This window comes from Mesorhizobium sp. M0029, from assembly GCF_040323735.1.
Lineage (GTDB): Bacteria > Pseudomonadota > Alphaproteobacteria > Rhizobiales > Rhizobiaceae > Mesorhizobium.
Genome location: NZ_JAMYVF010000008.1, coordinates 37,059 through 56,072 on the forward strand (window position 1 = coordinate 37,059; position 19,014 = coordinate 56,072).

Sequence of the window (19,014 nt, forward strand, 5' to 3'; positions counted from 1 at the left end):
CGGAGTCAGGCCAGACGTCGCATGCGGGCGGCAAAGAAGCCGTCCAGGCCGGAAACCCCTGGCGAACCACGGTCAAGATCGGCGGGTGTGGTGCGCAGCGTGCCTTGCGGGGTCAGGAAGGCGTCGATGCCGGCGATTTCGCCGGGCTGCAGTGGATCGTCGGCGACGGTTTTGTTGCCGGCCAGAAAGACGCGATACAGATCCTCGCCTTCGATCGGGTCCAGCGAACAGTTGGAAAAAACAATCCGACCGCCCGGTTTGACCAAAGTGACGGCGCGGGCGAGCAGCTTTGCTTGCAGATCGGCTAGCTTTTCGACGTCGGCTGCCGTCTTGGTCCATGGCACGTCGGGGTGGCGCCGAACCGTGCCTGTGGAAGAGCAGGGCGCGTCGAGCAGGACGGCGTCGAAAAGCTCCGCCGGCTGGTATTTCAGCAGATCGGCCTGCACGATCTCGGCGGACAGCCCGAGCCGTTCGAGGTTCTGCGTCAGCCGCGCCAGCCGGTTCTTCGAGGTGTCCACGGCGGTGACTTTGGCGCCGGCAAGGATCAGCTGAGCGGTCTTGCCGCCGGGGGCGGCGCAGAGGTCGGCGACGCGTAATCCTTTGACATCGCCGAACAGCCGCGCCGGAAAACTGGCGGCGGCGTCCTGGACCCACCATGCGCCTTCGCTGAAGCCCGGCAGTTCGGTGACGGAGGCGTTGAGCTTTTCCACTCGCACCGTGCCGGTCGGCAGCACGATGCCGCCGAGCTTTTCGGCCCACAGTTCGGGATCGGCCTTGACCGTGAAATCGACCGGCGCCTCAACGCGATGCGCCGCCAGGATCTGTCTGGTCATCTCGGCGCCATAGGCGGCCTTCAGCCGGTCGGAGAACCATTTTGGCGCCTCGTCGGTGGCGGCAAGAGCTGCCGGCAGTTCGGTCTCCTTGGCGCGCACCAAAGTGCGCAGCACGCCGTTGACGAGGCCGGAAAAGCGCTGCGTGCGTGGGTCCGACTTGGCGTGGGTCACAGCCAAATCGACGGCGGCGCTGTCGGGGATGTCGAGGAACAGGATCTGCGCCGCCGCAACATGCAGGATGTGCGACAGCGCTGTGGCGTTGGGCGGCAGCGGCTTTTCAAGGCGGCGGGCGAGGAGCCCGGCAATGGTCATGCGGTAGCGCAGCGCGGTCACCAGTATGGCGCGCACCAGGCCGCGGTCGCGCAGGTCGAGCACCTTGTATTGCGGATGGCCGTTCTCGTGGTCGGTCAGCCCGTCGAGCGGCGTCTTGGCGTCGATAACGGCGGCCAGCAGCCGCGCCGCTGCCTTGCGCGCGGCGAGGCCGGCGACGAATTCGTCCGAGCTGTTTTCGCGATCGCCTGAATGTGCGGGCCGGGATCTGGCGCCGCTCACGACCACGGACCTTTGGGTCCGGTCGGATTGCGGCCCCACGGATTGGCTTTCGGCTTGGCCGGTTTGGTCGGCGGCGTGGGTTGTGCTGCCTTGCCCCACGGGCCTTGCTCGACATCGGCCGGGAATTCTTCTGTTTGCTCTGGCGTCGGCGCCTGGCGCGGCGCCGGCTGGCGGCCTGCCATGTCGCGCGCCATCGCCTGCAGCGCGGCGATGCGGTTGTCGGTGTTCGGGTGGGTCGAAAACAGGCTGTCCATGCGCTCGCCGTGAAGGGGATTGATGATGAAGAGATGCGCGGTCGCGGGATTGCGTTCGGCATCCGGGTTGCGGATGCGTTCGGCGCCGCGGGCGATCTTGTCAAGCGCTGATGCCAGCCAAAGCGGATTTCCAACGATTTCGGCGCCGCGCCGGTCGGCCTCGTATTCGCGCGTGCGGCTGACCGCCATCTGCACGATCATGGCGGCGAAGGGCGCGACCAGCATCGCCACCAGCACGCCGACAAAGCCGAACGGGTTGTTGTTGTCGCGGCTGCCGCCGAAGAAGAAGGCGAAATTGCCGAGCATCGAGATGGCGCCGGCGAGTGTCGCGACAATGGTCATGGTCAGCGTGTCTCGATGCTGGATGTGGGCCAGCTCATGCGCCATGACTGCCGCCACCTCCTCATGCGACAGGCGCTCCAGCAGCCCGGTCGAGGCCGCGACCGCGGCGTTCTCGGGATTGCGGCCGGTGGCGAAGGCGTTCGGCTGCGGATTGTCGATCAGATAAGTCTTGGGCATCGGCAGGCCGGCCTGCTTGGCCAACGCCTCGACGATGGCGTGGAATTCGGGCGCGTTCTTCGCGTTGACCTCGACGGCGCGGTTCATCGACAGCACCATCTTGTCGGCATTCCAGTAGCTGAACAGATTGGTGCCCGCGGCGACCAGGAAGGCGATCATCATGCCGCCGGTGCCGCCGATCAGAAAGCCGACGCCCATGAACAGCGCCGTCATCGCGGCCAGAAGCATGGTGGTGCGTAGCGTGCTCATCATCTGCTCCCTGTGCGGCCGTGGCAAAAAAAGGTCGATCGGGGTGAACTCATGGCTATATGATGGGAAACGCCGCCCTTCGTTTCAATCCGCCCGGACTATCGCATGACCGACCAACCCAGCAAAGCCGATGCCGACCGGGAGAAGGACCTGACGCCGGCGGCCAGCCGAGCGCTGGCTGAAGCCGAGGCGCGCCGTGAAGCATATCGCCAGAAGGAAGCTGCGTTGCCGAAGGAAATCGGCGGCCGCGGCGGCAAGGAACCCGGCCGCTACGGCGACTGGGAAGTGAAGGGGCTGGCTAGCGATTTCTAGGGGTTCAGGAAGGGAAGAACTGGGGAACTGGTGAACTGAAGAGTTGAAGAAAAAGGCGCATAGCAGTCCTCCAGTCCTCCAGTCCTCCAGTCCTCCAGTCCTCCAGTCCTCCAGTCCTCCAGTCCTCCAGTCCTCCAGTTCCTCAGGCCGCGCTGCGCTGTGCCCCCAGCGTCATCCAGCCGCTGTCATCGATGGCGATGGAGACGGTTTCGTAGCCGCCAATCGAGTTGTGCTGAGTCGTCATTGGATGCTGGTGAGTGGCGCTGATCACCATCACCGACGCGCCCGCTGCTTCTGCCGCCGCGATACCGGCCGGTGCGTCCTCGAAGACCAGACAGTCGCCGATATCGACGCCGAGCCGTTTTGCCGCCAGCAGGAAACAGTCGGGCGCCGGCTTGCCGTGCGACACATCCTCGGCCGCGACCACCAAGGCGGGAACCGGGATGCCGGCGGCCCGCATGCGCAGCAGCGCCAACGGGCGCGGCGCCGAGGTGACGATCGCCCAGCGCTCTGGCGGCAAAGCGTTGAGGAACGGCACGGCGCCGGCGATCGGCAGCACGCCTTCGACATCGTCCGACTCGGCCTGCAACAGCACAAACGCCTCATGAACAGGGTCGACGCCGGGAAGCGCCAGCCTGGTGATGGTCTCGACCGCCCGCACGCCATGGATCGTCGGCAGGAAGGCTTCGACGTCGAGACCGTGCTTAAGCGCCCACGCCGCCCAGACGCGCTCGGCCGAGGCGATCGAATTGAGCACCGTGCCATCCATATCGAACAGGAACGCGGCGAATTTTCTGCCTGCAAACATCAGATTTTCCACGGGGTTAGGGATCGTTTCGGGAGGGTCGAAACATGTCGTGCGACCGTAACGTCGCCACGCCTGCCTGGGAAGCCGCGGGAGAGCCTTTTCGATAGTTCCAAGGAACCATGGTCCCGCCTCTGGCGTTTTGAGCATACTGTTTTCCACGGGATCGAAGGGGCAATCATTGTGCTGATCCGGCTCGGCTACGAAATCGCCATTGAATGCGTCGGCGCCACGCCGGTCATCTCGCTGCTTGATATCCACAGGGATCGTCAGGCCGACATCAAACGGCAGACGCGCGTGCTGACGTCGCCTTCAGTGCCGAGCAAGGTCTATCACGATCTGTTCGGCAATACCTGCCGCCGCTTCACCGCACCCGCAGGCAGTTTCCGCATTCTCTATGACGCAGCCGTCGAGGACAGCGGGGAGCCTGACGCGGTCAACACGCTGGCCAGGGAAGTGCCGGTGGCGGAACTGCCGGACGATGTGCTCGGCTACCTCCTCGGCAGCCGCTATTGCGAGACCGATCATCTGAGCAGTCTGGCCTGGCAGCTTTTCGGCCATGTTCCCTCCGGCTGGGCGCGGGTGCAGGCGATCGTCGACTATGTCCACAACCGGCTGTCCTTCGGCTATGGCTATGCGCGGTCGACGCGCACCGCAGCCCAAGCGCATGAGGAGCAGGTTGGTGTATGCCGCGACTTCGCCCATCTAGCGATCACGCTCTGCCGCTGCATGAACATCCCGGCCCGCTATGTGAACGGCTATCTCGGCGACATCGGCGTGCCGGCCGACCCGGCGCCGATGGATTTTTCGGCCTGGATGGAAGTGTTCCTCGACGGCAAATGGTACACGTTCGACCCCCGTCATAATCGTCCGAGGATAGGCCGCGTCGTCATCGCGCGCGGTCGTGATGCCACGGATGTCCCGCTGCTGCACAGCTTCGGCCCGCACCAACTTTCGCTGTTCAAGGTCTGGACCTACGAGCAGGAAGGCAATCTGTTCAACCCGCCCTATCACGGCGTCGACAAGACGGTGAGCGCGCGGATGCTGGCGTGACCGGATTCTGATCCGCTTCGACACACAATCCGGAAATGGAAAAGGCCGCCGCTTCTTGACGAAGCCGGCGGCCTTCCGTGTTTCCGTCCGTGGCGCGGCCAATGGCGGCGACCGAGGTCACCCGCCGCGCTTATCGCGCCTTAACGGGAAGACTGCTTCCCGAAAGTGCAATCCGCTGAGGCCACGTTCTGGAAAACGAAATCACTCGACATCGGATCACCTCCTTTCGATTTGTTGAACACGTACAGATGATGGGGTGCGTTGCAGCAAAAAACAAGATGCCGATTTGAAATAGCTGGCGAGCCGCCTTTTGCGCCGGGTTGCGAAGAGCCGCGAGGGCGGGCAAAATCCATGCAAGGTGGATTGTCAGGACTCGGGAGGATGGCCATGGAGGCAGCCGAGAAGGCCGCGCGCATCGTGCGAACGGTGATCGAAACGCTGAAGCCGGGTTTTGCGGTCAAGCTGTGGACCGGCGAGCGGATCGGTCCCGCCACCGGGCCCGTGCTCACCATCAACGACCAGGACATCGTCTGGCAGGTGGTGAAGCGGCCATCGTTGTCGACACTGATCGAGATGTGGATCTCCAAGACGATAGACATCGAAGATGGGACGATTTTCGATTTCTACGCACTGCCGTCGCAAGGCAAGCTGAGGACCAAGCTCAAGTCGCTGCCGAAGCTGGCGATCCTGCGCGACCTGCCGGCGGTGCTCCTGTCACGCAAGCAGATGAGTGCACGCACCGATCTGTCGGGTCGCAACCCCTATGTCAGCGGGTCGAGCCAGGAGGCGATCCAGCATCACTACGACATTTCGAATGCCTTTTACCAGCTCTTCCTCGACGAGCGCATGGTCTACAGCTGCGGCTACTTTAAGGATTTCGCCGATGGCATCGACCAGGCGCAGGCCGACAAGCTCGACCATATCTGCCGCAAGCTCAGGCTGAAATCGGGCGAAAAGCTGCTCGACATCGGCTGCGGCTGGGGCGCCATGCTGATCCATGCGGCCAAAAATTACGGCGTCGTCGGCCATGGCGTGTCGCTGTCGCAGGCGCAGACCGATCTCGCCCGCGAGCGCATCCGCGCCGAAGGGCTGCAGGACCGCATCACCATCGAAATCAAATCCTATACGGAGCTCAAAGGCTCCTTCGACAAGATATCGTCGATCGGCATGTTCGAGCATCTCGGCCTCGCCAACCACGCCACATATTTCAAGACCATCCATCGCTTGCTGAAGCCCGGCGGCATCTATCTGCACCACGCCATCACCAGGCGCAGCAAGGGCGACTTGAAGAAAACCTTGCGCAAGGGGCCGGAGTTCAAGGCGCTGCTCAAATACATTTTCCCAGGCGGCGAACTCGACACGATCGGCATGACGCTGGGCAATCTGGAGGCGCATGGCTTCCTGGTCTACGACGTCGAGAATCTGCGCGAGCACTATGCGCGCACCTGCCGGCTGTGGGCCGAGCGGCTGCAGGCTCGCTTCGACGAGGCGGTCGCCGAAGTCGGCGAGGCCAAGGCACGGCTGTGGCTGCTTTATCTCACCGGCTGCTCGATCACCTTCGAGCGCGCCTCGGCGCAGATTTTTCAGACCGTCGTCACCAAACGCGCACGCGGCCCGAGCGGGCTGCCGCCGACACGGGCGGATCTGTATCGGTAGGGATAGGATTCGGGGCCGAACCCCACGCTTTCCAAGGTCTGCGATTCGCTGCCTCGCGGTAGAGGCCTACACGAACCGCATCGGCGCGCCGATCTCGACACGGGCAGGCCTGTCCACAGTGCAATAGACGCCGAGATTATGGGCGTTGTGGCGGACCAGATTGCGCAGGATGCCGGGATCGTGGTCGAAGCCGTCCTGGCTGATGATGGTGAAGCCGCAGCGGCGGCACGGCTCCGAGACGGTCACCAGCAGGTCGCCGATGGCAAGCTTGCGGCCAATCCATTCGGTCTCGGGAAACGAGCTTTCGACCGCCGCCATGTCGACGACAATGTTGGGGCGGAAGCGGCGCGGATCGGGAATGCCTTCGGGGTGCAGCGCCTTTAGCCGCGCCAGCGATGCGGTGGTCAAGAGATGGATCGGCGCTTTGCGGTAGCGCGCCGCGGTGAGCGGGCCGGTGTAGCTGGGGGCGTTGTCCTGGCTGAACGGCCGGATCGAGGCGGCGAAGCCGAGATAGGCCGAGATGGCTTGGTCGCATTCCACAGCCGGCACTGCCAGCCAGTCGCCGTCGGGAACGGCGATCTCCAACTCGCGATCGTTGGTGAGCCGGGTGCGGATGCGCGGCACCTTGTGCCACTTGGCGTCGCGGTCGGGCCGCGCGATCTCATTATCCGAGACATCGACAAGGCCGAACAGCCGGTCGCCGTCGATGGTTTCAAGGCCGACCGAAATGGCGTCCTGGCGTTCGCCGGCAAGCGAACTTGCAGGGTAACGCCAGAGCTCCGTGACTGCGCCCAGTGCAGCCATCAAATCCCCTCAGCCCTTCTTGTTCTGGCGGTTGGCGATCAGATCATCGACCACGGCCGGATCGGCCAGTGTCGAGGTATCGCCGAGTGCGGAAAAATCGTCCTCGGCGATCTTGCGCAGGATACGGCGCATGATCTTGCCGGAGCGGGTTTTCGGCAGTCCGGGCGCGAACTGCAGCTTGTCGGGCGAGGCGATGGCGCCGATCTCCTTGCGGACATGGGCGACAAGCTCCTTGCGCAGTTCCTCGCTCGGCTCCACGCCTTTCATCAAGGTAACGTAGCTGTAGATGCCCTGGCCCTTGATGTCGTGGGGATAGCCGACGACAGCTGCTTCCGACACCTTCTCATGGCTGACGAGCGCCGATTCGACCTCGGCCGTTCCCATGCGGTGGCCGGAAACGTTGATGACGTCGTCGACGCGGCCGGTGATCCAGTAATAGCCGTCGGCGTCGCGGCGACAGCCGTCTCCGGTGAAGTATTTGCCCTTGTAGGTGGAGAAATAGGTCTGCACGAAGCGGTCGTGATCGTCATAGACCGTGCGCATCTGGCCGGGCCAGGAATCGGCGATGCAGAGATTGCCGTCGGCCGCCCCTTCCAGCACCTTGCCTTCGCCGTCGACCAGTTGCGGCTTGATGCCGAAGAAGGGCCGCGTCGCCGAGCCGGCCTTGAGGTCGGTGGCGCCGGGCAGCGGCGTGATCAGGATGCCGCCGGTTTCGGTCTGCCACCATGTGTCGACGATCGGCACCTTGCCGTTGCCGACGATGTTGAAATACCACTCCCAAGCTTCCGGATTGATCGGTTCGCCGACCGAGCCCAGCACGCGCAGCGACTTGCGCGAGGTCTTCTTCACCGGTTCGTCGCCGGCGCCCATCAGCGCGCGCAGTGCCGTCGGCGCGGTGTAGAAGATGTTGACCTTGTGCTTGTCGATGACTTCCCAGAAGCGCGACTGCGAGGGGTAGTTCGGCACGCCCTCGAACATCAGCGTGGTGGCGCCGTTGGCGAGCGGGCCATAGACGATGTAGCTGTGGCCGGTGACCCAACCGACATCGGCGGTGCACCAGTAGATATCGCCATCATGGTAGTCGAAGACATATTGGTGGGTCATCGAGACATAGACGAGATAGCCGGCGGTGGTGTGCAGCACGCCCTTCGGCTTGCCGGTCGAGCCTGAGGTATAGAGGATGAACAGCGGATCCTCGGCCTTCATCTTCTCCGGCTTGCAGTCGCCTTTCACCGTGGCGATCTCGTCATGGTACCAGATGTCGCGTCCCTGGACCCAGCCGGTCTTGCCGCCGGTGCGGCGAACGACGACCACCTTATCGACCTTGGTGCCGGCCTTGGCGGCGATTTCGATCGCTCTGTCGGTGTTTTCCTTCAGCGGGATCGGCTTGCCGCCGCGCAGGCCTTCGTCGGCGGTGATGACGAAGGTCGACTTGCAGTCATCGATGCGGCCGGCCAGCGCGTCCGGTGAAAAGCCGCCGAAGACGATCGAGTGGATGGCGCCGATGCGGGTGCAAGCCAGCATCGCGTAGGCCGCTTCCGGGATCATCGGCATGTAGATGGTGACGCGGTCGCCCTTCCTGACGCCGTGCTTCTTCATCACATTGGCGAGCCGGCAGACATGCTCGTAGAGCTCGTTATAGGTGATCTTCTTGTCGTCGTAGGGATTGTCGCCTTCCCAGATGATGGCTGTCTGGTTGCCGCGCTTCTTCAAATGGCGGTCGATGCAGTTGTAGGAGACGTTGGTTTCGCCGTCCTCGAACCATTTGATCGAGACCTTGTCCTCGAAGGAGGTGTTCTTGACCTTGCTGAACGGCTTGAACCAGTCGATGCGCTTGCCGTGCTTGCCCCAGAACTTGTCCGGATTCTTCACGCTGTCGGCATACCATTTGAGGTAGGTGTCGTTGTCGATCAGCGCATTCTTCTTCCACGCCGGCTGGACGCGGTGGATCTTCACCTCGGACATGTCTTCACTTTCCTCCCAAACCACCCCGCCGGCTTGACCACAGCCAGGATCACGGCGACGCAGCCGCGAATTCGGCGGCATTATTAACAGTTCCGCGCTGACGGCAACATTAGACGTTGGATTCGCGTGGCGGGATGCCGCAGCTTCCGTTTTCGGTTGTATCAGCACTCGGCGGCGGTCGCTGCTAACCGCATGTTTTCGTGTGTAAAACCCGATTGGGATCAGGAAAATCATAGACAGTTAAGGAACGGCGCGCACAATTCGGTGTTGGGAGGAATGGAGAATCAACTAGGCCAAGGGGCTGTCATGCGCGATCATTCCGAAATGGACCTGATGCTCAAGGGGTATGGCCTGACCACGGCCAAGATTCTGTACCATTTTCCCGACCACCCGCATCTGCTGCAGAGCTTCATCTGGCAGGATTACGATCTGGCGCCGAAGTTTCCGGTGCTGATCAAGTTCATCGAGTTCTGGAAGGCCAGGCTCGACGGGCCGCTGCATTCGATCAGCTACACGCACCAGAAGCTGATCGCGCCGAACGAATGGCGGAAGGTGGATGGGGAGTTCGTGCTGCACTGAGCGGCAGTATAGCTGATGTCCCCCGCAAGGGGGGAGATTGGCAGCTTCAACGTCGTGCGATCACACCGCAGACGGGTTCAGTCGGGCGAAACCTTCCTGGCGGTGATAGGGGAAGTACGGGTAGGGCGCGGTCACTTCGCTTGCGGCGTCGAGCTTTTTGACCTGCTCCGGCGTCAATGCCCAGCCGACGGCGCCGAGGTTCTGGCGCAGCTGTTCCTCGTTGCGGGCGCCGATGATGACCGAGGACACGGTCGGGCGCCGCAACAGCCAGTTGATGGCGATCTGCGGCACGGTCTTGCCGGTCTCTTCAGCCATCGCATCAAGCGCATCCATGACCCGGTAGAGATGTTCGTCCGCGACCGGCGGGCCGAAATCGGCGGTGTCGTGCAGCCGGCTCTTTTCCGGCAGGGGCTGGCCGCGGCGGATCTTGCCGGTCAGGCGGCCCCAGCCGAGCGGGCTCCACACCAGCGCGCCGATGCCCTGGTCGATACCGAGCGGCATCAGCTCCCATTCATAGTCGCGACCGACCAGCGAGTAGTAGACCTGATGCGCGGCGTAGCGCGGATAACCGTGCTTGTCGGCTTCCGCCAGCGATTTCATCACCTGCCAGCCGGAGAAGTTGGAGACGCCGACATAGCGCAGCTTGCCGGCGCGCACGAGGTCGTCCAGCGTCGACAACACCTCCTCGATCGGCGTGCCTGCATCGAAGGCGTGCAGCTGCAACAGGTCGATGTAATCGGTGCCCATGCGCTTCAGGGCGGCGTCGACGGCTTTGCTCAGCCGCGAGCGCGACGAGCCGTAGTCGGCCGGTCTGTCGCCCATCGGCAGCGAAGTCTTGGTCGAGATCAGCACCGCGTCGCGGCGGCCTTTGATGGCTTCGCCAAGCACTTCCTCGGAGGCGCCGTTCGAATAGACATCGGCGGTGTCGAACAGATTGACGCCGGCCTCGAGGCAGATGTCGATCAGCCGCCGCGCTTCCTTGGCGTCGCTGTTGCCCCAGGCCCCGAACAGCGGCCCGGAGCCGCCGAAAGTGCCGGCGCCGAAAGAGAGTGCGGGCACTTTCAGGCCCGATGTGCCGAGACGTCGATAATCCATTTTATGCTCCTTGATGATGTCGAAGAAGGATTGCGCGTGATGCTCATGACTGGGCGCAGACCGGCGCCCCGATTGTGGGGGCGCGATCGAGGCGCAGCGCCAGGGCAGCGACGCCAAGAGCCGCGACCGGCAGCAAAGCGGCGATCCAGGTTAGTGAGCCGAGGCCGAGGCCATGGGCAATCACCGCGCCGCCAAGCCAAGCGCCGGCGGCATTGCCGAGGTTGAAGGCGGCGATGTTGAAGGACGAGGCGAGGCTCTGGCCCGCGCCTTGCGCCTTTTCCAGCACCCACATCTGCAGCGGCGCCACGGTGGCGAAGGCGGCGGCACCAAGCAGGCCGACACAGATGACGGCCAGGATTTGGCTGTGGACGGCGAAGGTCATTGTGGCCAGCACCAACGCCAGCACCACGAGGCTGCCGAGCACCGCCGGCACCAACCAGCGGTCGGCGACCTTGCCGCCAAGCAGATTGCCAGCGATAAGACCGCCGCCGAAGACCAGCAGGATCGGCGACACGGCGGCTTCCCCAAAACCGGTGATCTCGGTGAGCAGCGGGGCGATGTAGGTGAAGACGGCGAAGACGCCGGCATAGCCGAGCACGGTGGTGGCGAGGCCGAGCAACACCGGCGTGCGGCGCAGCACTGCGAGGTCTGCGCGCAGATTGGTCTTCTCGGGCGCTTCCTTGCTGCGCGGCACCAGAAGCAGGATGACGGCAAAGGCTGCCAAGCCGACCAGGGTTACGGCCCAGAAGGTGGCGCGCCAGCCGAAGGTCTGGCCGAGCCAAGTGCCGAAGGGCACGCCGAGGATGTTGGCGATAGTCAGGCCGGTGAACATCAGCGCGATCGCCGAGGCTTTCTTGTTGGGCGCGACCAGGCCGGTGGCGACCACCGAGCCGACGCCAAAGAAAGTGCCATGGGCAAAGGCGGTGATGATGCGGGCGCCCATCAGCGTCCAGTAGTCGGGGGCGATCGCACAGGCGAGGTTGCCGAGCGTGAAGATCGCCATAAGGGCCAGAAGGACGGTCTTGCGGGGCCAGTTGCCGGTGGCGATGGTCAAAAGCGGCGCGCCGATGACGACGCCCAACGCGTAGCCCGAAATCAAGTGGCCGGCGGCCGAGATCGAGACTCCGAGATCTTTGCTGACACCGATCAGCAGCCCCATGATGACGAATTCGGTGACACCGATGCCGAAGGCGCCGGCAGCGAGGGCGTAGAGAGCAAGAGGCATGGCGGTTTCCAGTTCGAACTCGATGAGCGCGCTGTCCAGACCCGCGCCCCGACCGCAGAGATCGTGTTGCCATGCCTTGTGAACCAGACTTGCCTTGGGCATATTTGCTGTGAAATAGATTCACAAATGGCCAGACCCGATATCAACCGTTCCGGCGAGATCGAAGTGTTCGTCCGCGTCGTCGAGGCGAGCAGCTTCTCGGCTGCGGCTCGTTCGCTGCGTATGACACCGTCGGCGGTGAGCAAGCTGATCGCGCGACTGGAGGCAAGGCTCGGCGCGGGGCTGGTCACCCGCTCGACGCGCAAGCTGCAGCTGACGCCGGAAGGGACGGCGTTCTATGACAGCGGGGTGCGCATCCTGGCCGATATGGCAGCGGCCGAGCGCGAGGCGGCCGTGGGTGCCGCGCCGCGCGGACGGCTGCGCGTCAACTCCTATGTGCCCTTCGGGGTGCATCGGCTGATCCCGCTGCTCCCTGATTTCCTCGAACGCTATCCCGAGATTTCGGTCGATCTGGTGCTGACCGACAGCGTCATCGATCTGATGGCTGAGCGTGCCGACGTCGCCATCCGCGCCGGGCCGCTCGGCGAATCGCGGCTGGTGGCGCGCAAGCTCGGGCAAACCCGGATGACGGTCGTTGCCGCACCGTCCTATCTCAAGACACATGGCGCACCGCTGATTCCAGCCGATCTCAGCCGGCACAATCGCATGGCTTTCGGCTTTGTCCGGCATGTCGATGGCTGGCAGTTTGTCGATGCAGCCGGGAACGCCGTTATGGTGCCGATCACCGGAAACACGCTGGTCGGCGATGGCGAATCGATGCGGCTGATGGCGGTCGGCGGCGCCGGCATCGCCCGGCTGGCACACTGGCATGTGGCCGATGACATCGCGGCGGGCCGGCTGACGGAGCTGCTGGAGGATTTCAATCCGGGCGACGAGGAGCCCACCCACGCCGTCTATGTCGGCCAGGGCCGGCATTTGCCGGCACGGGTGCGGGCCTTTCTCGACTTTCTGGTCGAGAGCGTTCGGATGGGAGCATGATCCCGAAAGGGGAATCCGGTTTTCGGAAAAGATCATGATCAACAAAAACAGAGCCTGAACGATTTTGGGGAGCCCCTTTGGCTCCCCAGCATCCAACCGGCGGCGACTACTTCTTCGGCGTGAACGGCGCCGGGCGGCGACCGGCGGCCTGACGCTCCAGCATCCAGCCGGGATATTCGGCCGGCAGCGCACTGACCTCATCCAGTCTGGCGAGATCGTCGGCGTCGAGCTTCACCTCGGCCGCGGCAAGGTTCTGCTCGAGCTGCTCCATGCGGCTGGCGCCGATGATGACGCTCATGACGAAAGGTTTGGCCAGGACATAGCCGAGCGCCACCGTGGCGACGCTGACGCCGTGCTTCTGGGCGATCTCGCGCATCACGGCGACAGCCGCCCAGGCGCGGTCCTCATCGACCGGCGGGAAGTTGAAGGCGGCGCGGCGGCCTTCGCCATTGCCGGGCGCGCCGGGGCCGTATTTGCCCGACAGCAGGCCGCCGGCCATTGGCGACCAGACCATCAGGCCGAGCTTTTCCTCGTTGATGAGCGGCACGATCTCGCGCTCGAGGTCGCGGCCGGCGATCGAGTAATAGGACTGGATGGTCTCGAAGCGGGAAAATCCCTTGCGCTCGGCAACGCCCAGCGCCTTGGCGATGCGCCAGGCCGCCCAGTTGGAGACGCCGACATAGCGGACCTTACCGCTGGCAACGAGATCGTCGAGCGCCCGCAGCGTCTCGTCGACTGGCGTCACGGTGTCGGTGCCGTGCAGCTGGTAGAGATCGATATGGTCTAGCTGCAGCCGCTCCAGGCTGCCTTCGACCGAATCCATGATGTGGCCGCGCGAAGAGCCGCGCTCGTTCGGGCCCTGGCCCATGGCGCCATGCACCTTGGTGGCAATGACGACGTCCGAGCGTTTGACGCCAAGATCCTTGAGCGACTGGCCAAGCAGGCGTTCGGACTGGCCGAATGAATAGACGTCGGCCGTGTCGAAGAAATTGACGCCGGCGGCGATGGAACGGGCAACGATGTCGTTGACGCCCTTCTGGTCGAGGCTGGCGATCAGGCCCCATTGGGCATTCTCGCCCGCGGCGCCGAAGGTCATGGTGCCGAGGCAGAGTTCCGAGACGAACATCCCCGTATTTCCGAGTTGATTGTAGCGCATGGTGGCTCCAGCAGATTGGTGATGACGCCAAGCAAATAGGAACGGCGCGTTTCGTTTCCAGTCGTGGCGCAATGATGGGCCGGCTCTGGCTCAACCTGCGGCCGACCCCAACACCGAATCAACACAGGCGGGTCAGGCTTCCCAAGGGTTGAACATTGTGACGCCAGTATCGTCGAAATCGGCGACGTTGCGTGTGACCAGTATGAGGTCGTGGAAGAGCGCCGTCGCGGCTATAAGCCCATCTGCGTCGCCGCGCGTGCGGATCGCGGAGATGCGACCCCATTGGGCAGCGATGCTCTCGTCTATGCCGAGAATTCGGTTTTCGTAGCTGTGGCGCAGACCGTGGAACCACGCTGCTAAATGGTTTGCAGTGTCGGGGTCGTTTCGCCGCTTCATTTCGATTCCGCGTGCGATTTCACCGAGCGTGATGACGCTTAGAAACAGAGACTGGCGCTCTTGCTTGATTATCCAATCCGCCACTGGCCCCTCTCGCTTTCGCGCACCCGACACGACGTTCGTGTCCAGAAGAAACATCAGAGGTCCACGTCTCTGCCGGGCCCCTTGGAGCGGCGATTGACCTCTTCGACGAAGTCGTCGTCCCACTCGGGACCGGAAAGAAGGTATTCCGCAAGTGAGGGCTTAGAGCCGACGAGCCTTTCGTATTCTTCAGCGGCCAACACGACAGCAGCGGGCTTTCCACGCAAGGTGATGGTCTGCGGGCCCTTTTCACGAGCCTGCTGAACCAGCTTCGAGAGATTGTTTTTTGCGTCCTGCAGATGCCAGTTCATGGAAGATACCTAGCTAGCTTGGCTAGATATAGCATTGCTGCAGCGATGCAGCAACAATTGCTACTGTTAGGGCCGCGAGATCACCGAGGTTATCGGCCGCCAAAAATCGCCGAGCCGACGCGGACGCTGGTGGCGCCGAAGGCTATGGCGGTCTCGAAGTCGCCGGACATGCCCATCGACAGTTTTGCGACCCCGGCCTCTTTGCCGAGCTTTTCCAGCAAGGCGAAATGCGGGCCGGGGTTTTCGTCGGCCGGCGGGATGCACATCAGGCCTTCGATGGCGAGGCCATGGACATCGCGGCAGCGGGCGACGAAGGCGACGGCGTCGCGGGGCTCGATGCCGGCCTTCTGCGGCTCCGAGCCGGTGTTGACCTGGACGTAGAGCTTTGGCGCCCGGCCCTGGCGCGCGATCTCTTTGGCGAGTTCGGCGGCGATCTTTTCGCGGTCGAGGGTCTCGATGACGTCGGCGAGCGCAACGGCTTCCTTCGCTTTGTTCGACTGCAGTGGGCCGATCAGATGCAATTCGATGTCGGGGAATTCCGCTTTCAGCGCCGGCCATTTGCCTTGCGCTTCCTGGACGCGGTTCTCGCCGAAGACGCGCTGGCCGGCCTCTATGACCGGGCGGATGGCGTCGGCTTCGAAAGTCTTCGACACCGCAACCAGTGTCACCGAGCCGGCGTTGCGGCTGGCCTCGCGCTCGGCGGCAGCGATCCTCGTCTTGACGGCGAAAAACTGTTCGACGGCGCTGGCCATGCCTATATCCTGCCTGTCTTTAATCGCGCTCGCCGGCTCGGCGCAGTTGACGGGTCCGGCAATCCATGGTGAACACCGCGACGACATTTACCTTGGCCACCGGGCCTTGTCCGGCGGTCTGCGCCTGCTTTTAAGTGAAAATCATCCGATGGCAACCGAACGATATAATCCGCGCGCGTCAGAGCCCAAATGGCAGAAAGCCTGGGCCGAGAAGAAGCTGTTCGAAGCGCACAATGAGGACCCGAAGCCGAAATACTACGTGCTGGAGATGTTCCCCTATCCCTCAGGGAAGATACATATCGGCCACACCCGCAACTACACGATGGGCGACGTGGTGGCGCGCTACAAGCGGGCCAAGGGTTTCAACGTGCTGCATCCGATGGGCTGGGACGCGTTCGGCATGCCGGCCGAAAACGCGGCGATGCAGAACAAGGTCCATCCCAAGGAATGGACCTACGCCAACATCGCCGCCATGCGCGAGCAGCTCAAGATGATGGGCCTGTCGCTGGACTGGTCTCGCGAGTTCGCTACCTGCGACGTCGACTATTACCACCGCCAGCAGATGCTGTTCCTCGATTTCGTCGAGAAGGGGCTGGTGACGCGTAAATCCTCCAAGGTCAACTGGGACCCGGAGGACATGACGGTGCTCGCCAACGAGCAGGTCATCGACGGACGCGGCTGGCGTTCGGGCGCGCTGGTCGAACAGCGCGAGCTGACGCAGTGGTTCTTCAAGATCACCGAATACGCGCAGGACCTGCTGGACTCGCTGAATGGTCTCGGCGAGTGGCCGGAAAAGGTCAAGCTGATGCAGCAGAACTGGATCGGCCGCTCGGAAGGGCTGCTGATCCGCTGGCCGCTGGCCGCTCCGGTTGGCGATGCGAAGGAACTGGAGGTCTACACGACCAGGCCCGACACCATTTTCGGCGCGTCGTTCATGGCGGTTGCCGCCGACCATCCGCTGGCCAGGAAGGCCGCCGAGACCAATCTCGATCTGGCCAAGTTCATCGACGAAATCAGGCATATGGGCACGTCGGTGGCCGCACTGGAGACGGCCGAGAAGAAAGGTTTCGACACCGGCATCCGCGTCGTGCATCCGTTCGACGACTCGTGGACCCTGCCGGTCTACGTCGCGAATTTCGTTTTGATGGAATACGGCACCGGCGCCATATTCGGCTGCCCGTCGGGCGACCAGCGCGACCTCGATTTCGCCAACAGATACGGCCTGCCGGTGATCCCGGTGGTGATGCCGGAAGATGCCGACGCCAAGACCTTCCAGGTCACGGAAGAGGCCTATGTCGATGACGGCGTGATGATCAATTCGCGTTTCCTCGACGGCCTGAAGCCGGAGCAGGCGTTCGACGAGGCGGCAAAGCTCCTGGAGCAGAAGACCATCGGCGGCCGGCCAATGGCGGAGCGCAAGGTGAACTTCCGCTTGCGCGACTGGGGCATTTCGCGTCAGCGCTACTGGGGCTGCCCGATCCCGATGATCCATTGCGAGGATTGCGGCGTCGTGCCGGTGCCGAAGGCCGACCTGCCCGTCAAGCTGCCCGACGACATCGAGTTCGACCGTCCCGGCAATCCGCTCGACCGCCACCCGACCTGGCGGCATGTGAAGTGCCCGCAATGCGGCAAGGATGCGCGCCGCGAGACCGACACGATGGACACGTTCGTCGATTCGTCCTGGTATTTCGCGCGCTTCACCGCGCCCTGGGCCAATGAGCCGACGGAGCCCAAGGCTGCCGATGACTGGCTGGCCGTCGACCAGTATATTGGCGGCATCGAGCACGCGATCCTCCATCTGCTCTATTCGCGCTTCTTCACCCGCGCCATGCGCGCGACCGGGCATCTCGACCTGGCCGAGCCATTCAAGGGCCTGTTCACGCAAGGCATGGTGGTGCATGAGACCTACCGCGTCGGCGGTGCGTCGAACAATGGCCGCTGGCTGTCGCCGGCTGAGGTCAGGATCGAGGATGTCGGCGGCAAGCGCCGCGCCATCGAGATCGCCACCGGCGAAGAGGCGGCGATCGGCTCACTCGAAAAGATGTCGAAGTCGAAGAAGAATACGGTAAGCCCGGAAGACATCACCGACGGCTACGGCGCCGACACCGCACGCTGGTTCATGCTGTCGGATTCGCCGCCCGAGCGCGACGTCGAATGGACGGACGATGGCGCCGCCGGCGCACATCGCTTCATCCAGCGTGTCTGGCGCCTGGTGTCCATTGCCGCCGAGACGCTTGACGGCGCCAAGCCGCAGGCGGCGCCGGAGGGCGAGGCGGGGGCCGTTTCCAAGGCCGCGCACAAGATCCTGAAGGCTATCGGCGAGGATATCGAGAAGCTCGGCTTCAACCGGGCCATCGCCCGCATCTACGAACTGGCCAATGCCTTGACCGCGCCGCTCAACGACGTCGCCGAGGGCAAGGCCGACGCGGTGCTGAAAGGCGCCTGCCGCGAGGCGGTGGAGATCCTTGTGCATGTGGTCGCGCCGGTCATGCCGCATCTGGCCGAAGAGTGCTGGCACACGCTCGGCGGCACCGATCTGGTCGCCGAACGGCCTTGGCCGGTCTACGATCCGGCACTGGTGGTCGACAACGAGATCGTGCTCCCGGTTCAGGTCAACGGCAAGAAGCGCGGCGATTTGACAATTGCCCGCGACGCGGACCAAGGTGCGGTCGAAAAAGCGGTTCTGGCTCTCGACTTCGTGCAGAAAGCGCTGGAAGGTAAGGCGCCCCGCAAGGTGATCATCGTGCCGCAGAGGATCGTCAATGTCGTTGCCTGATTTCAAAAAGACGGGGCTTGACTTCGGAAAGACGACGCATGTGCTGCGCCGCACCGCGCTCTGCGGGCTGGTGGCCTCGATGACGCTGGTTTCGGCCTGCACGGTCAGGCCGCTCTATTCGAGCGCGCCGCTGACGGCAGGCTCGACTGTCAGCGCGTCGGCGGAGCTCGCCTCGATCGCGGTCAAGCCGGTCAAGACCCGCTATGCCCAGCAGGTCCGCAACAATCTGATCTTCGCCTTCGGCCAGGGTGCCGGCGAAACGACGGCACCGGTCTACATGCTCGATCTCGGTGTCACCGAACTGGTCGAATCGGCCGCGGTGGTGCAGATCCAGACCGACGAAGACGAACCGACGGCAGGCACGGTGACGCTGACCGCAAACTATGTGCTGACCGATGCCAGGACCGGCGTGGTGATCGCCACCGGCAAGCGGTCGATCCCATCATCCTTCGACAAGCCGACGCAGGAGTTCGCCTCCTATCGAGCGCAGCTCGACGCCGAGAACCGCGCCGCACGCGAACTGGCTGAAATGGTGAGCCTGTCGGTCGCCCAGGACTTGGTCAGGCACGGCAAGAAGGCCTGAGCGTTTCCTAGCCTTGCCAA

At 63.6% G+C, this 19,014-nt stretch carries 18 protein-coding genes; 7 read left to right on the forward strand and 11 right to left on the reverse strand.

All coding sequences use genetic code 11. The features are described 5' to 3' along the window. Positions 1-5: 5 nt before the first annotated feature. Positions 6-1,391 carry an RsmB/NOP family class I SAM-dependent RNA methyltransferase gene (locus NKJ76_RS15310; RefSeq protein WP_352537790.1) on the reverse strand — a complete coding sequence of 462 codons (1,386 nt, stop codon included), beginning with the start codon at positions 1,389-1,391 and terminating at the stop codon, positions 6-8. Next, complete coding sequence (gene htpX, locus NKJ76_RS15315) at positions 1,382-2,407, reverse strand: zinc metalloprotease HtpX (protein ID WP_023818258.1); 1,026 nt, start codon at positions 2,405-2,407, stop codon at positions 1,382-1,384. Before htpX ends, NKJ76_RS15310 begins: the two co-directional genes overlap by 10 nt. A 105-nt stretch (positions 2,408-2,512) precedes the next feature. On the opposite strand from htpX, the gene NKJ76_RS15320 reads away from it, so the two are divergent. Beyond that, positions 2,513-2,719, forward strand: coding sequence for a DUF1674 domain-containing protein (locus NKJ76_RS15320; RefSeq protein WP_023688862.1), 207 nt, complete (start codon positions 2,513-2,515; stop codon positions 2,717-2,719). A 142-nt stretch (positions 2,720-2,861) separates the two neighbouring features. Here the strand turns inward: NKJ76_RS15320 and NKJ76_RS15325 are convergent, their stop codons facing one another. After that, entirely contained in the window at positions 2,862-3,527 is a 666-nt protein-coding gene (locus tag NKJ76_RS15325; RefSeq protein WP_023684076.1) for an HAD-IA family hydrolase, read from the reverse strand. Positions 3,528-3,707: 180 nt separating this feature from the next. Here NKJ76_RS15325 and NKJ76_RS15330 point away from each other — a divergent pair, with 180 nt between their 5' ends. Together NKJ76_RS15330 and NKJ76_RS15335 are read left to right on the forward strand one after the other, a co-directional pair. Further along, on the forward strand, positions 3,708-4,577 hold the full coding sequence (locus tag NKJ76_RS15330; RefSeq protein ID WP_023693194.1) for a transglutaminase-like domain-containing protein: 870 nt from the start codon (positions 3,708-3,710) through the stop codon (positions 4,575-4,577). Between the two features lie 387 nt (positions 4,578-4,964). Further along, a complete protein-coding gene (locus tag NKJ76_RS15335; RefSeq protein ID WP_352537791.1) occupies positions 4,965-6,233 on the forward strand; it encodes a class I SAM-dependent methyltransferase in 1,269 nt (422 codons plus the stop codon). Between the two features lie 66 nt (positions 6,234-6,299). Here NKJ76_RS15335 and NKJ76_RS15340 read toward each other — a convergent pair whose 3' ends face one another. Next, on the reverse strand, positions 6,300-7,037 hold the full coding sequence (locus tag NKJ76_RS15340; RefSeq protein ID WP_352537792.1) for an MOSC domain-containing protein: 738 nt from the start codon (positions 7,035-7,037) through the stop codon (positions 6,300-6,302). 9 nt (positions 7,038-7,046) lie between these two features. Continuing rightward, on the reverse strand, positions 7,047-9,002 hold the full coding sequence (gene acs, locus NKJ76_RS15345; RefSeq protein WP_352537793.1) for an acetate--CoA ligase: 1,956 nt from the start codon (positions 9,000-9,002) through the stop codon (positions 7,047-7,049). A 306-nt stretch (positions 9,003-9,308) separates the two neighbouring features. On the opposite strand from acs, the gene NKJ76_RS15350 reads away from it, so the two are divergent. Then, entirely contained in the window at positions 9,309-9,581 is a 273-nt protein-coding gene (locus NKJ76_RS15350; RefSeq protein WP_023668649.1) for an usg protein, read from the forward strand. 60 nt (positions 9,582-9,641) lie between these two features. Here NKJ76_RS15350 and NKJ76_RS15355 read toward each other — a convergent pair whose 3' ends face one another. Further along, positions 9,642-10,676, reverse strand: coding sequence for an aldo/keto reductase (locus NKJ76_RS15355; RefSeq protein ID WP_352537794.1), 1,035 nt, complete (start codon positions 10,674-10,676; stop codon positions 9,642-9,644). A 43-nt stretch (positions 10,677-10,719) separates the two neighbouring features. Continuing rightward, a complete protein-coding gene (locus NKJ76_RS15360) occupies positions 10,720-11,901 on the reverse strand; it encodes an MFS transporter (protein ID WP_352537795.1) in 1,182 nt (393 codons plus the stop codon). A 126-nt stretch (positions 11,902-12,027) separates the two neighbouring features. Between NKJ76_RS15360 and NKJ76_RS15365 the strand changes: the two genes are divergently transcribed. Further along, positions 12,028-12,939: a LysR family transcriptional regulator gene (locus NKJ76_RS15365; protein ID WP_352537796.1), complete on the forward strand. Its 912-nt coding sequence runs from the start codon at positions 12,028-12,030 to the stop codon at positions 12,937-12,939. A gap of 106 nt (positions 12,940-13,045) precedes the next feature. Here NKJ76_RS15365 and NKJ76_RS15370 read toward each other — a convergent pair whose 3' ends face one another. The 4 genes from NKJ76_RS15370 to NKJ76_RS15385 form a co-directional block, all read right to left on the reverse strand. Beyond that, positions 13,046-14,095: an aldo/keto reductase gene (locus NKJ76_RS15370; RefSeq protein ID WP_352537797.1), complete on the reverse strand. Its 1,050-nt coding sequence runs from the start codon at positions 14,093-14,095 to the stop codon at positions 13,046-13,048. 132 nt (positions 14,096-14,227) lie between these two features. Continuing rightward, on the reverse strand, positions 14,228-14,629 hold the full coding sequence (locus NKJ76_RS15375) for a type II toxin-antitoxin system VapC family toxin (RefSeq protein WP_023728699.1): 402 nt from the start codon (positions 14,627-14,629) through the stop codon (positions 14,228-14,230). Beyond that, the gene (locus tag NKJ76_RS15380) at positions 14,629-14,883 is read right to left on the reverse strand and encodes a type II toxin-antitoxin system Phd/YefM family antitoxin (RefSeq protein ID WP_023684084.1); all 255 of its coding nucleotides are present in this window, start codon (positions 14,881-14,883) and stop codon (positions 14,629-14,631) included. The genes NKJ76_RS15375 and NKJ76_RS15380 overlap by 1 nt, the downstream gene beginning before the upstream one ends. Positions 14,884-14,972: 89 nt before the next feature. Next, positions 14,973-15,635, reverse strand: a complete 663-nt coding sequence (locus tag NKJ76_RS15385) for a YggS family pyridoxal phosphate-dependent enzyme (protein ID WP_352537798.1) — start codon at positions 15,633-15,635, stop codon at positions 14,973-14,975. A 148-nt stretch (positions 15,636-15,783) separates the two neighbouring features. Here NKJ76_RS15385 and leuS point away from each other — a divergent pair, with 148 nt between their 5' ends. Together leuS and NKJ76_RS15395 are read left to right on the forward strand one after the other, a co-directional pair. After that, positions 15,784-18,411, forward strand: coding sequence for a leucine--tRNA ligase (leuS, locus tag NKJ76_RS15390; RefSeq protein ID WP_352537799.1), 2,628 nt, complete (start codon positions 15,784-15,786; stop codon positions 18,409-18,411). After that, complete coding sequence (locus NKJ76_RS15395; RefSeq protein WP_023698237.1) at positions 18,398-18,994, forward strand: LPS assembly lipoprotein LptE; 597 nt, start codon at positions 18,398-18,400, stop codon at positions 18,992-18,994. Before leuS ends, NKJ76_RS15395 begins: the two co-directional genes overlap by 14 nt. The last annotated feature ends 20 nt before the right edge of the window (positions 18,995-19,014 follow it).

Bases quoted from the DNA above. Each gene is read 5' to 3' on its own strand.
- htpX (WP_023818258.1), bottom strand. From the start codon at position 2,407: ATGAGCACGCTACGCACCACCATGCTTCTGGCCGCGATGACGGCGCTG.
- NKJ76_RS15320 (WP_023688862.1), top strand. From the start codon at position 2,513: ATGACCGACCAACCCAGCAAAGCCGATGCCGACCGGGAGAAGGACCTG.
- NKJ76_RS15325 (WP_023684076.1), bottom strand. From the start codon at position 3,527: ATGTTTGCAGGCAGAAAATTCGCCGCGTTCCTGTTCGATATGGATGGC.
- NKJ76_RS15335 (WP_352537791.1), top strand. From the start codon at position 4,965: ATGGAGGCAGCCGAGAAGGCCGCGCGCATCGTGCGAACGGTGATCGAA.
- NKJ76_RS15340 (WP_352537792.1), bottom strand. From the start codon at position 7,037: ATGGCTGCACTGGGCGCAGTCACGGAGCTCTGGCGTTACCCTGCAAGT.
- acs (WP_352537793.1), bottom strand. From the start codon at position 9,002: ATGTCCGAGGTGAAGATCCACCGCGTCCAGCCGGCGTGGAAGAAGAAT.
- NKJ76_RS15350 (WP_023668649.1), top strand. From the start codon at position 9,309: ATGCGCGATCATTCCGAAATGGACCTGATGCTCAAGGGGTATGGCCTG.
- NKJ76_RS15355 (WP_352537794.1), bottom strand. From the start codon at position 10,676: ATGGATTATCGACGTCTCGGCACATCGGGCCTGAAAGTGCCCGCACTC.
- NKJ76_RS15360 (WP_352537795.1), bottom strand. From the start codon at position 11,901: ATGCCTCTTGCTCTCTACGCCCTCGCTGCCGGCGCCTTCGGCATCGGT.
- NKJ76_RS15365 (WP_352537796.1), top strand. From the start codon at position 12,028: ATGGCCAGACCCGATATCAACCGTTCCGGCGAGATCGAAGTGTTCGTC.
- NKJ76_RS15370 (WP_352537797.1), bottom strand. From the start codon at position 14,095: ATGCGCTACAATCAACTCGGAAATACGGGGATGTTCGTCTCGGAACTC.
- NKJ76_RS15375 (WP_023728699.1), bottom strand. From the start codon at position 14,629: ATGTTTCTTCTGGACACGAACGTCGTGTCGGGTGCGCGAAAGCGAGAG.
- NKJ76_RS15380 (WP_023684084.1), bottom strand. From the start codon at position 14,883: ATGAACTGGCATCTGCAGGACGCAAAAAACAATCTCTCGAAGCTGGTT.
- NKJ76_RS15385 (WP_352537798.1), bottom strand. From the start codon at position 15,635: ATGGCCAGCGCCGTCGAACAGTTTTTCGCCGTCAAGACGAGGATCGCT.
- leuS (WP_352537799.1), top strand. From the start codon at position 15,784: ATGGCAACCGAACGATATAATCCGCGCGCGTCAGAGCCCAAATGGCAG.
- NKJ76_RS15395 (WP_023698237.1), top strand. From the start codon at position 18,398: ATGTCGTTGCCTGATTTCAAAAAGACGGGGCTTGACTTCGGAAAGACG.